The sequence below is a fragment of the Actinomadura syzygii genome (assembly GCF_008085905.1).
GTDB classification, from domain to species: domain Bacteria; phylum Actinomycetota; class Actinomycetes; order Streptosporangiales; family Streptosporangiaceae; genus Spirillospora; species Spirillospora syzygii.
In genome coordinates this window covers 69,846-81,241 of the sequence record NZ_VSFF01000008.1, presented here as the reverse complement: position 1 = coordinate 81,241, position 11,396 = coordinate 69,846, and the positions used below count along the sequence as shown (strand labels likewise).

The 11,396-nt window shown below is 73.8% G+C and carries 12 protein-coding genes; 8 read left to right on the top strand and 4 right to left on the bottom strand.

Going from position 1 to position 11,396, the window contains the following annotated elements; translation table 11 throughout:
* Window positions 1-3 precede the first annotated feature (3 nt).
* Window positions 4-525: a YbhB/YbcL family Raf kinase inhibitor-like protein gene (locus tag FXF65_RS20890; protein WP_148351681.1), complete on the top strand. Its 522-nt coding sequence runs from the start codon at window positions 4-6 to the stop codon at window positions 523-525.
* Window positions 526-568: 43 nt separating this feature from the next.
* Here FXF65_RS20890 and FXF65_RS20885 read toward each other — a convergent pair whose 3' ends face one another.
* Window positions 569-1,549: an ArsR/SmtB family transcription factor gene (locus FXF65_RS20885; protein WP_148351680.1), complete on the bottom strand. Its 981-nt coding sequence runs from the start codon at window positions 1,547-1,549 to the stop codon at window positions 569-571.
* A gap of 59 nt (window positions 1,550-1,608) precedes the next feature.
* On the opposite strand from FXF65_RS20885, the gene FXF65_RS20880 reads away from it, so the two are divergent.
* Window positions 1,609-2,814, top strand: coding sequence for an MFS transporter (locus FXF65_RS20880; protein ID WP_148351679.1), 1,206 nt, complete (start codon window positions 1,609-1,611; stop codon window positions 2,812-2,814).
* A gap of 69 nt (window positions 2,815-2,883) precedes the next feature.
* Here the strand turns inward: FXF65_RS20880 and FXF65_RS20875 are convergent, their stop codons facing one another.
* Window positions 2,884-4,200 carry a KamA family radical SAM protein gene (locus FXF65_RS20875; protein ID WP_148351678.1) on the bottom strand — a complete coding sequence of 439 codons (1,317 nt, stop codon included), beginning with the start codon at window positions 4,198-4,200 and terminating at the stop codon, window positions 2,884-2,886.
* Between the two features lie 407 nt (window positions 4,201-4,607).
* Here FXF65_RS20875 and FXF65_RS20870 point away from each other — a divergent pair, with 407 nt between their 5' ends.
* The 6 genes from FXF65_RS20870 (at window position 4,608) to argS (ending at window position 10,223) form a co-directional block, all read left to right on the top strand.
* Window positions 4,608-5,333 carry a DUF998 domain-containing protein gene (locus tag FXF65_RS20870; protein ID WP_148351677.1) on the top strand — a complete coding sequence of 242 codons (726 nt, stop codon included), beginning with the start codon at window positions 4,608-4,610 and terminating at the stop codon, window positions 5,331-5,333.
* Entirely contained in the window at window positions 5,330-6,187 is an 858-nt protein-coding gene (locus FXF65_RS20865; protein ID WP_148351676.1) for an alpha/beta fold hydrolase, read from the top strand. The genes FXF65_RS20870 and FXF65_RS20865 overlap by 4 nt, the downstream gene beginning before the upstream one ends.
* Window positions 6,188-6,249: 62 nt before the next feature.
* Window positions 6,250-6,543, top strand: a complete 294-nt coding sequence (locus FXF65_RS20860) for a hypothetical protein (protein ID WP_246198978.1) — start codon at window positions 6,250-6,252, stop codon at window positions 6,541-6,543.
* 117 nt (window positions 6,544-6,660) lie between these two features.
* The gene (locus FXF65_RS20855; protein ID WP_246198977.1) at window positions 6,661-7,107 is read left to right on the top strand and encodes a hypothetical protein; all 447 of its coding nucleotides are present in this window, start codon (window positions 6,661-6,663) and stop codon (window positions 7,105-7,107) included.
* Between the two features lie 120 nt (window positions 7,108-7,227).
* Window positions 7,228-8,424, top strand: coding sequence for a phosphate acyltransferase PlsX (gene plsX, locus FXF65_RS20850; protein ID WP_187412429.1), 1,197 nt, complete (start codon window positions 7,228-7,230; stop codon window positions 8,422-8,424).
* A 53-nt stretch (window positions 8,425-8,477) separates the two neighbouring features.
* Window positions 8,478-10,223 carry an arginine--tRNA ligase gene (gene argS, locus FXF65_RS20845; RefSeq protein WP_148351674.1) on the top strand — a complete coding sequence of 582 codons (1,746 nt, stop codon included), beginning with the start codon at window positions 8,478-8,480 and terminating at the stop codon, window positions 10,221-10,223.
* A 3-nt stretch (window positions 10,224-10,226) separates the two neighbouring features.
* Here the strand turns inward: argS and FXF65_RS20840 are convergent, their stop codons facing one another.
* Window positions 10,227-11,150 (bottom strand): LLM class flavin-dependent oxidoreductase, encoded by a 924-nt coding sequence (locus tag FXF65_RS20840; RefSeq protein WP_246198976.1) that lies wholly within the window; start codon window positions 11,148-11,150, stop codon window positions 10,227-10,229.
* Complete coding sequence (locus FXF65_RS20835) at window positions 11,147-11,392, bottom strand: DUF2630 family protein (RefSeq protein WP_148351673.1); 246 nt, start codon at window positions 11,390-11,392, stop codon at window positions 11,147-11,149. The genes FXF65_RS20840 and FXF65_RS20835 overlap by 4 nt, the downstream gene beginning before the upstream one ends.
* Window positions 11,393-11,396 lie beyond the last annotated feature (4 nt).

Genomic DNA, 11,396 nt, shown 5'->3' with positions numbered 1-11,396 from the left:
GCCATGTCCGGCAAGCCGCCGCTCCCCTACGAGTTCCTGCCCGAGGTCCCCTCGTTCACCGTCGAGAGCGACGACGTCGCGGACGGCGAGCGCCTCCCCGACCCGCACGTCTTCGACCAGGGCGGGTTCGGCGGCGGCAACGAGTCCCCGCACCTGCGCTGGTCCGGGTTCCCGGCGGGGACGCGGAGCTTCGCGGTGACCTGCTACGACCCGGACGCGCCGACCGGCAGCGGCTTCTGGCACTGGTCGCTGTTCGACGTCCCGGCGGACGTGACGGAGCTGCCGCGCGGCGCCGGGACGCCGGACGCGAAGGTCGGCGTGCAGGCCCGCAACGACTACGGGACGAAGGCGTTCGGCGGCGCGGCCCCGCCGCCCGGCGACCCGCACCGGTACGTGTTCGCCGTGCACGCCCTCGACGTGGACTCGCTCGGGATCGACTCGGACACGTCCCCGGCCGCGGTGGGCTTCAACGTCACCGCGCACACGCTGGCCCGCGCGGTGATCGTCCCGGTCTACGGCACCTGACATGCGGCGCGGGCCGTCCCGGGCAGGGACGGCCCCGCGCGGCTCAGGGCGCGTCGGCCAGGACGTCCCCGACGGCAGTCCGCCGGTACAGGACGGACCGTCCGCTGCGCTGCCGCGTGACGAGCCCGGCCGCCCGCAGCACCGCGAGGTGGTCGCCGACGCCGCCGACGCTGACCCGCAGCCGGGCGCTCAGCCAGGTCGTCGTCGCCGGGTCGGCGAGCAGCCGCAGCAGGTCGGCGCGGGTGCGGCCGATCAGCTTGGCGAGGGCGTCGTCCGGGCTCGGCTCGCGGCTCTCCCAGAGCGCCGCCACTCCCCTCGCCCGGTACATCAGCGTGTACGGCCAGCCGGGCTCGACGGCGAGGCCCAGCTCGGAGAAGACGACCGGCACGAACATCAGCCCGGCGCCGCCGAGCCGGTGCGCGGCGTCGCCGCCGCCGAGGATGTCCACCTCGATCGCGCCGTCGCGCCAGCGCACCCGGCGGGACAGGCCGTCCAGCGCCGCGGCCCAGCCGTAGGCGGCGAGCCGTCCGGCGCGGTGGACGATGTCGCGCTCCACGATCGACCGGACGACCGGCCAGTCCGGCTCCAGCAGCGTGTCCCAGGCGGTCTCCAGGGCGGTGGCGAGCCGTCCGACCATGTCCGGGGCGTCCAGCACGGACCGGACGACCGGGTCCGGCTCCGGCAGCCCCACCAGGTTGCGGGCGATCTCCCGCCTCGCCTGGTCGAGCGGCGTCGCCCGCGTGGTGGCGAGCTGCTCGGCGACCGTGAGGTTCGGACGGGCGGGCGGCGGGCTGATGAAGTCGGCCATGTAGCCGTGGCGGCGGCGCAGGAACACGAGCGCCCGGACGGCCGGGTCGTCGGCGATCGCCAGGTAGCGGGGCCGGGCGCGCTCGACCCACGGGCGCAGCGCGCCGGGCGGGACCCGCCCGGCGGCCAGGCCGAGCGCGTTCAGGGTCTCCAGCAGTGGGGCGAGCCCGAAGCGGCTGGCCGCGAGGTCCGCCGGGCCGACCTCGATCCGGTTCATGTTTCGTTCCTCCGCGAAACATTATCCCGGGACGGGTGCCGGGCCGCAGAGTCGCCCTCATGACCGCTTCCTCCCCCGCCTCCGCCCAGGACTCGTTCCGGTACCGGGACGTGTTCGCCGTCCCCGAGTTCCGGACGCTGTTCGCCCTGCAGACGCTGCTGGTGGGCGGCGACTCGGTCCGGATGCTGGCGCTGTCCGTCCAGGCGTTCGAGCGGACCGGCTCCACCGTCGCCGCCGCGCTGATCTTCGCGGCGGGCTTCCTCCCGTACGTGGTGGGCGGCGCGCTGCTGCTCTCGCTCGCGGACCGCGTCCCGGCGCGGCGCCTGCTCACCGCGTTCCACCTGCTGCGGCTCGCCGTCACGGTCGTCCTGGCGGTCGGCGGGCTGCCGGTGCCCGCGACGCTCGCGCTGCTCTTCGCGGTGGGGCTGTTCGCGCCGGTCGGCAGCGCGACCGTGCAGGCCAGGCTGCCCGAGCTGCTGCCCGGCGACGGGTACGTGCTCGGCCGCTCGCTGTTCACGATGACGAGCGCGGGCGCGCAGATCGCCGGGCAGGCGGCGGGCGGGCTGCTGCTCGCGGTGCTCGGCACGACCGGGACGCTCTGGCTCGCCGCCGGGAGCGCCGGGCTGGCCGCCGTCCTCGCCCGGTTCCGGATCCCGGACGTCCCGCCGCCCGCCCCCGCGGGCACGACCGGGACGGCGCGCGAGACATGGCGGGTGAACCGGCTGCTGCTCCGCGACCGCGGCGTCCGCGGCCTGCTCCTGTGCGCCTGGCTGCCGATCTCGCTGTCGGTCGGGTCGGAGGGGATGACCGTCCCCTACGCGGCGGACGTCGGCAGCGCGCAGGGGGCCGGGCTGCTGCTGTCCGCCGCCGCGGCCGGGATGTTCGCCGGGAACTTCGTCGTGGGCCGCCTGATCGGGCCGGACGTCCGGGAGCGGCTCACCCTCCCGCTCGCCGCGCTGACCGGGGCCCCGCTGCTGGCGTTCGCCTTCGCACCCGGGCTCGCGGTGGCCTGCGCGCTGATGGCGGCCGGGACGTTCGGCCTCGGCTACGAGCTGACCGTCCAGCGGCGGCTGGTGGACGCCGTCCCGGAGCGGGTCCGCGGGCAGGCGCTCGGCCTCTCCAACACCGGCCTGATGACGGGCCAGGCGGCGGGCATCGGCGCGGCCGGGGCGCTCGGCGAGTTCCTGGCCCCGTCCCACGTCATGGCGGTGTGCGGGGCGGCCACGCTGGCCGCCGTCCTCGCGCTGTGGCGGCACCTGCGCTGAGGGGCCTCTTGGCCGTGGCGTGCCCGCCCGCGCCCCCGGAGGGGCGGCGGGCACGCCACTGCACGCGGGTTACTTCTCCCAGGGGAAGCTCTCGGCGAAGGCCGGTTTGAGGTCGTCCAGCCAGACCGCTTCCGGGTCGTACTGCGCGTAGAACGGCTTCCCGACCAGCTCCGCGTCGCGGCACTGGATGAAGTGCAGCGCGAACGCCTTCTCCCCGAACAGGTCGACCACGCCGTCCACGCAGACCTTGCCCGGCGTGGCCGACATGGACGGACCCCGCACGGTCCGCGACAGGCCGGACACGTTCTTGTAGGCGTCCCGGTAGATCTCGTAGGCGCGGGCGAGCGGGACGGCGAAGTAGTCCTGCGGCCCCGTGTCGCGCTCGACGAACATGTAATACGGGACGAGCCCCATCCGGGTCTGGACGCGCCACATCGTCTCCCACGCCGCCGGATCGTCGTTGATCGTCCGGATCAGGGGGGCCTGGGTGCGGATGACCGCGCCGGTGTCGCGGATGCGCCGGCACGCCTCGGCCACCATGAGCGGCTCAAGCTCGCGCGGATGAGTGAAGTGCGCCATGAACGCCAGGTTCTTGCCCGACTCGACGACCTGCTCGAACAGCCGCAGCATGTCGTCGGCGTCCGGGTCGGTGACGAACTTCTGCGGCCAGTAGGCCAGCGACTTCGTCCCGATCCGGATGGATTCGAGCTGCTCCAGGTCGAGCAGGGGCTCGACGTAGCGGCGCAGCACCGACTCGCCCATGATCATGGCGTCGCCGCCGGTGAACAGGACGCTCGTCACCTCCGGGTGGGCGACCAGGTAGTCGCGCAGGGCGGTGACGTCGTCCCCGGCCATCTTGAGGTCGGCCTCGCCCACGAACTGGGCCCAGCGGAAGCAGTACGTGCAGTACGCGTGGCATGTCTGGCCCTGCTTCGGGAAGTACAGGACCGTCTCGTCGTACTTGTGCTGCATGCCGGGGATCTTGCCGTCGCCGAAGCTCGGCACGTTGAGTTCGAGCTGCCCCGCGGGGTGCGGGTTCAGCCGCATCCGGACCGCGTGCGCGGCCGCCTCGACCTCCGCCTTCGGCGCCTCGCGGCGCAGCAGGTCGGACAGGTGCGCGACGTCCGCCGCCGGAAGCATGTCCTCCTGCGGGAAGACCAGCCGGTAGATCGGGTCGTCGGGCGCGGCCTCCCAGTCGATCAGCTCGTCGATGACGTAGGCGTTCGTCCGGAAGGGCAGGACGGTGGCCACCGCGCGGGTCGCGAGGCGCTGCGCGGGCGAGAGGCCCGCGCGAGCGGTGAGCTCGTCGAGGTGCTTCGCCGTGAAGGCGCGGAACTTGCGCCCGGTGGATCGCACCGCGGGAGCCGCGTCGTTCACCAGTGTCACGTGTTGGTACTCCTTGCTGTCAACGGGGAGGCGGACCCCCGGTGCGGCGTCACGGACCGTGATCGGTACTGCGCAGTACACCCCCATTCAACCCGTTGGGATGGGTTCATTACGAATTGATGCCCCCTACCCGGCAAGAACAAAGCCGGTCAGGGACGATCCAGACAAATCGCCTCGACATCATCGTGGACGTCCCGCGGCCAGTACAACGACCGCGGGAGCCTGACTTCTCCGCCCTCCGGCCGCGCGTTCGCCCGCGCGCACGGCGGTGCGGGCCCCGGCGACACCCGCGGTACGGTCCGACCAGCGGATACACGGGGAACCTTCACCCCGTGTCACCTGCTGACAAGATCTTGGGAAATACTGGGCGAGGGCGCGGCAAGGGCAGGGCGGCGTGAGGGGGCTCGGTGGACTCCGACGAGCGTGACGGGCCGGGTGTCGTTCCCGCGCGGGTGATCGTCCTGGCCGCCGTCGCGGGCGTCAGCTACGCGACCTTCCTGCTGGAGAACCTCCTCAGCCCGAAGCTCGACTTCCTGAACGGCTACGTCAGCGAACTCTCGGCCGTCGACCAGCCGTTCCACGCCGTCTACAGCGCGGGCGACTTCGTCACCGGCGTGCTGTCGATCCTCGTGGCGCTGGAGACCCTGCGCAGGCTGAGCCGCAGGCCCCTCGCCACCGCCGGGTGGGCGTTCCTCGGCCTGTTCGGCGTGTGCGCCATCGGCGACGCCTCCTTCCCGCTCGACTGCGCGCCCAGCCTGGAGACGTGGTGCGCGCTGCGCGAGCGGTCCGGGAACGTGTCGTTCTCCCACGAGTTCCACTCGGTGACGAGCAGCGCCGTGATCGTCTGCGGGGTGGCCGCGCTCCTGCTGCTGTCGCTCGCCGCCCGCCGGTACGGGTGGTGGCCCGCGCTCGCCCGCTGGGGCTGGCTGCTCGCGCTGGCCGAGTCGGTGCTCGCCCTCGGCACGCTCGTCGCGATGTACATGGGGCAGTGGCTCGGGATCGTCCAGCGGGCGCAGATCAGCGTCCTCTGCCTGGGCCTCCTGGTGATCGCGTGGGCGCTGTACGCCGACTGGCGGGACACGGTCCGCGCCCGCCGGGCCGCCCCCGGGGTGATGGAGGAGGCGAGCCGGTGACGGAGATCGTGAGCGCCGGGGGCGAACGGGTCCACGTCGTCGAGTCCGGGCCCGCGGACGGCGTCCCGCTGCTGCTCGGCTCCGGGCTCGGCGGGGCCTGGTTCGACTGGACGCCGTCGGTCGAGCTGCTCCGGGACGAGTTCCGGGTGACCGCTTACGACCGTCCGGGGCTCGGGCTCAGCCCGGCCGCCGCCCGGCGCCCCACGCTGGACCGCGACGCCAGGATCATGGCGGCGCTGGCGGAGCGGGCCGGGCGGCCGGTGATCGTCCTCGCGCACTCGATGGCGGCGTTCGCGGCGGAGGCCCTCGCGCGGACGTCGCCGGAGCACGTCCTCGGCATGGTGCTGGTCGATCCGAGCTACGAGCACGCCCCGCGCGCCCCGCTCCCGCTCGGCGCCGCGCTGACGCCGGTCTGCGGCGCGGCGGGCGCGGTCCTCGACGCGACGCGGCTCGCCCGGGTCGCCGGGCCGCTCGGACGCCGGGTCGCCCTGCGCCACACGAGCCGCCGCGGGGAGGCCGTCCCGGACGGCGTCGTCCGCTCCGTCTACGGCCGCGGGACCGTCCTCGGCACCGTCCTCGCCGAGGAGGTCGCCTACCGGGAGATGGCGGTCGCGCTGGCCCGGCTGCGCTCGCGGACGCCGTTCCCGGCCGTCCCGCTGGTCGTCCTGACCGCGCTCGCCGACGCGGGCCGTCCCGCCAGGCAGCGCGAATGGGCCGATGGCCACGAGCGGCTCACGAAGCTGAGCCCGCGCGGCAGCCGCGTCGAACTCCCCGACGCCCGCCACATGATCGCCCTCGACCACCCCGACGTCATCGTCGGCGCGGTGGCCAGGGTCGCGCAGGAGGCGCCGTGACCGCGGTTCGGATTGTCGTTTCGGTCGTTGTGCTCGCGTTGGCGTTGTCGGGGTGCAAGGTCATGCAGCGGATCTCCGAGGGCGCTTATCGCAACGCCGTCAGCGACGGGGTCGTGGACGACCTGAAGGCGCAGGGCATCGAGCTGCGCAAGCGTCCCGAATGCACGTCGCCCAAGCGCGAGACCGAGGCGACGGTCCAGGTGACCTGCACCGCGCGGACGCGGGCGGGCGAGCCGGTCCTCGTCAGCGGCGTCGCCTACGACGCCGACACCGACCGTCCGCGCGAGAGCTACGTCGTCACCATCGCCGGACGCGAGGTCCTCCGGCAGAACTGCCTGGGCATCGGCTGCGGCTGACCGCGCGGCCGACCGCACGGCTGGTCGCACCGCGGTTCTGGCAAGGAATCCGCATACGGAACGGAAAATGCGACCACGCTGCGCATACAAGGCCGTACCCTCGGTGAGATTGTCGACGTGGATATACGTCGCAAGGCCGTGGAGTTGAGCCGCCGGGTCGTCGGCGCGAACCGCAGGCGGGCCCTGATCCTGGGCTCGGCCGGGGTGCTCGTGCTCGCGCTGGTGGGCGGCGGTGTCGCGTTCCTGCTGGCGACCCGCGGGGAGTTGCAGTACAAGACGCAGTCGGCGCTGCGCAAGGCGCTGCCGGTGACGGCGGCGGCCGAGCTGGAGAAGCGCGGCGTGTCGCTGTCGTCCCCGCTGAAGTGCAAGGACCTGCCGGGCTGGACGAAGTCGAAGCTGCGGGTGTCCTGCACGGGGACGACAACGGACCAGAAGTCCGTCGAGGTCCTCGGCACCGGCGAGGAGAAGACGCACAAGAGCTACTACACGATCCTCGTGGACGGCCGTCCGGTCGTGGAGAACGCGCACTGCCTGGGCGCCGACTGTAAGGGCCGGCAGGGGTAGACAAGCGCGGGGTGATGATCGCCACTCCGGCCGGGCGCGGCCAAGACGGGTGGAAGAACGTCCTACGATGCGATGAGCTGCACTATCGCAGCGTTTCCCTTTCACCCTCCTGGAGCGGCCATGACCGGCACCGGCGAGCCGTCGCGTCCCGCGGCGCCTCGTCGCGGGGCGCCGGCGCGGCCGCTGCCCGTCGCGGTGGACACGATGGGCGGCGACCACGCCCCCGAGGAGATCGTCGCGGGCGCGGTCGACGCGGTGGAGGAGCACGGCGTCCGCGTGGTGCTCGTCGGGCAGGCCACCCGGATCCGCCGCGAGCTGGACCGGCACGGCGCGATCGGCAAGATCCCCATCGTGCACGCCGACGAGGCCCTCGACATGGGCGAGGGCGCGCTCGCGAGCTGGCGCAAGCCCCGCTCGTCCATCGCGATCGCGTGCCATCTGATCAGGCAGGGCCGGGCGTCGGCGCTCGTGTCGGCGGGCAGCACCGCCGGGGTCGTCGCGACGTCGCGGCTCCGGTTGAAGGGCCAGCAGGGCGTGCTGCGCCCGGCGATCGCGGTGACGCTGCCGACCCGCCCGCGGCCGACGATCCTGCTGGACGCGGGCGCCACCGCGGACGTCAAGCCGGAGGGGCTCGTCCAGTTCGCGGCGCTCGGCACCGCCTACGCGCAGATCCTGCTGGGGCTGGAGCGTCCGACGGTCGGGCTGCTCAACATCGGCGCCGAGCCCGGCAAGGGCGACAAGGTCGCCAAGCGGGCGCACGAGCTGCTCGCGGGCGGCGGCCACGGCCTGGAGTTCGCCGGGAACGTCGAGGGCCACGACCTGCTCACCGGCAAGGTGGACGTGATCGTCGCGGACGGCTTCACCGGCAACGTCGCGCTGAAGACCATGGAGGGCACGATCCGGACCGCGTTCGCCGAGGTCCGGGACGCGATGACGGCCGGGCGCGCCGCCCGGATGGGCGCGCTGCTCCAGCGCCGCCGCCTCCAGGACCTGCGCGACCGCCTCGACCCCGACACCTACGGCGGCGGCGTCCTGCTCGGCCTGAACGGGACGGTCGTCATCGCGCACGGCGCGTCGAGGGCACGCGCGATCACGTCCGCGTGCGAGCTGGCGCACCGGCTCGCCGCCGGGCGGATCGTCGAGCGGATCCGCGAGCAGGTCGCGCTGACCCGGACGTCCAGGTTCGGCCGCTGGACGCACGGCGAACGCGACGGCACGGGCGGCGGACCGGCCGAGCCCGGGGAGCGTCCGCCGGATCCCCTATCGACCGCCGACCAGCCCGAACCCGACCACGGCGAGCCGCCCACCGCGCCCTGACCGGCTCGCGAAACCTGTTCGGTGGGCGGCGGGACGCCCGATAGCCTTGGGACATGTCCGATCCGCAACTCGTGCTCGCCGCCCGGGTCCAGGCCGCGCTCAGCGCCGCCTTCGGACCGTCGTACGCGGACGCCGACCCGGTCATCCGGCCGTCGTCGTTCGCCGACCTCCAGGCCAACGTGGCGCTGCCGCTGGCCAAGAAGCTGGGCCGCAAGCCGCGAGACGTCGCCGACGAGATCGTCGCGCACCTCGACACCGCCGACGTCGTGGCGGACGTGCAGGTCAGCGGGCCGGGCTTCATCAACCTGACGCTCAGCGACGGCTGGATCGCCGCCGCCGCGCAGCGCGTCCTGGAGGACGAGCGGCTCGACGTCCCGCGCGTCGACAAGCCGCACAAGGTCGTCGTCGAGTACTCCTCGCCCAACGTGGCGAAGGAGATGCACGTCGGCCACCTGCGGACCACGATCGTCGGCGACGCGCTCGCCCGGATCCTCGGCTTCGTCGGCCACGAGGTGATCCGCGACAACCACGTCGGCGACTGGGGCACCCCGTTCGGCATGCTCATCGAGCACCTGCTCGACCTCGGCGAGGACGCCGCCGCGCGGGGCGACTCGTCCGTCAGCGACCTGACCGAGTTCTACCAGGCGGCGCGGCGCAAGTTCGACGGCGACGAGGCGTTCGCCGACCGGTCGCGGCGGCGGGTCGTCGCGCTCCAGGCGGGCGACGCCGAGACGCTGCGGCTCTGGAACGTCCTCGTGGACGTGTCCAAGCGCTACTTCAACGCCGTCTACGGGCAGCTCGGCGTCACCCTGTCTGACGCCGACATCAGGGGCGAGAGCTTCTACAACGACCTGCTCGAACCGACCGTCCGGGAGCTGGAGGAGAAGGGCATCGCGGTCGTCAGCGAGGGCGCGCTGTGCGCGTTCCCGCCCGGCTTCACCGGCCGCGAGGGCGAGCCCCTCCCGGTGATCATCCGGAAGAGCGACGGCGGCTACAACTACTCCACCACCGACCTCGCCACGATCCGGTACCGGGTCGACACCGAGCACGTCGACCGGATGGTCTACGTCGTCGGCACGACGCAGGCGCTGCACTTCCAGATGGTGTTCGCGGTCGCGCGGATGGCGGGCTGGCTGAACGACGACGTCCGGGCCGAGCACGCGCAGATCGGGAACGTCCTCGGCACCGACGGCAAGCTCCTGCGCACCCGGACGGGCGGCACCGTCAAGCTCTCCGAGCTGCTGGACGAGGCCGTCGAGCGGGCGGGCGCCGTGTTCGACGAGATCCAGCACGACCAGCCGTACGACGAGGCGACGCGGGCCGCGATCGTCCGGGACGTGGCGATGGGCGCGGTCAAGTACGCCGACCTGTCCGTCGCCCGCGACAGCGAGTACGTCTTCGACCTCGACCGGATGATCTCGTTCCACGGCAAGACCGGCCCGTACCTCCAGTACGCCGTGGCGCGGATCCGGTCGATCTTCCGCAAGGGCGGGCTCACGCCGGAGCAGGCGGCCGGGCCGATCGTCCTCGGCCATCCGGCCGAACGGGCGCTGGCGCTGGAGCTGCTCGGCTTCGGCGCGGTCGTCCAGCAGGCGGGCGAGACCACCGAGCCGCACCGGCTCGCGACCTACATCTACGCGGTCGCCGACGCCTACACGACGTTCCACGAGAACTGCCCGGTCCTGAAGGCCCCGGACGAGCAGACGAAGGCGTCCCGACTGGCCCTCTGCGCCGCCACCCTCCGCACCCTCGTGACCGGCCTGGACCTCCTCGGCGTCCCCACGCCGGAGCGCATGTAGGGCTCAGGTCTGGGCGAAGGCTTTCTCGCGGGCCACCTGTTCGCGGACGGCCGGGACTATCTCCATGGCGAAGACCGGGAGGTGCTCGGGGTCGCCGCCGTAGAGGAACGAGTCGACGCGGTGGCCGATGGCCAGCTCGGTCAGCTCGTAGATCCACTGGCGCGGCGGGCCGTGCAGGAAGCCGCGGGTTTCGCGCCCGTCGATCGCGCCCTCCAGGACGTAGACGCGCCGGAGCTCGCCCGGGTCGCGGCCCGCGGCGGCCGCGGCCTGGTCGAGGTGGCGCTGCCCGTCCGCGAGGCGTTTCGGCGGGACGAGCGACGACGGCGCGATCCAGCCGTCCGCCACCCGGCCCGCGAGCTCCAGTCCGCGCGGCCCGGTCACGCCGAGCCACACGCCGATCGGGTGCGCGGGCGAAGGGCCCGGCTGCGCGGCGGCGAACCGGTAGTGCTCGCCGCGGAACAGGAGCCCGTTCTGGTCGCTCCAGTGCAGCCGGATGACCTGCACGGCCTCCTCCAGCGCGCGGCGCGCCGCCGCGGCGCCGAGCCGCTCGCCGCCGTAGGCCTCGACGCCGTCCGGCGCCCGTCCCGCGCCGAGGCCGAGCTCGACGCGGCCGCCGCTCAGCAGGTCGAGCGTCGCGACGGTCTTCGCCAGCACGGCGGGCGGCCGCAGCGGCAGGCACGCCACGGCGGGCAGCACCCGGATCCGGGACGTGGCCGCCAGCGCGGTCGCCATCAGCGCGAGCGCGTCGGCGGTGCCGCGCCGGTACGGCTCGTCGCGGACGCCGAGCAGGTCGAGCCCGTACCGGTCCGCGTCCTGCGCGGCGCGGACCAGCGGGACGGACGCGTCCGGCGCGAGCGACACGCCGAACCGCAGCGTGTTGCGCGCGGCCCGGCCGCCCGGCCGCGGACGGGCGGTCTCCGCCGTCACTGCAGGTAGCCTTCGACCTCGTCCGGCGGCCTGACGTCCGCGTCGCCCGGGTCCTCGCCGGCCTCCAGCCGGGCCCGGCGGCGGCGGAGCAGGTCCCAGCACTGGTCGAGCGCGACCTCCAGCCGCTCCAGCCGCCGGTGCTCCTCCTCACGGCCGAGCTCGTCGCGCTGGTAGCGCTCGCGGAGCCGCTGCTCCTCCCCGACGTAGTCGCCGATGCGGGCCAGGATGTCCTTCTCGTCCACGGCC

Coding starts and splice junctions, on each gene's coding strand:
- argS (WP_148351674.1), top strand. CDS start 8,478: ATGTCCGATCCGCAACTCGTGCTCGCCGCCCGGGTCCAGGCCGCGCTC.
- FXF65_RS20860 (WP_246198978.1), top strand. CDS start 6,250: ATGCAGCGGATCTCCGAGGGCGCTTATCGCAACGCCGTCAGCGACGGG.
- FXF65_RS20885 (WP_148351680.1), bottom strand. CDS start 1,549: ATGAACCGGATCGAGGTCGGCCCGGCGGACCTCGCGGCCAGCCGCTTC.
- plsX (WP_187412429.1), top strand. CDS start 7,228: ATGACCGGCACCGGCGAGCCGTCGCGTCCCGCGGCGCCTCGTCGCGGG.
- FXF65_RS20890 (WP_148351681.1), top strand. CDS start 4: ATGTCCGGCAAGCCGCCGCTCCCCTACGAGTTCCTGCCCGAGGTCCCC.
- FXF65_RS20880 (WP_148351679.1), top strand. CDS start 1,609: ATGACCGCTTCCTCCCCCGCCTCCGCCCAGGACTCGTTCCGGTACCGG.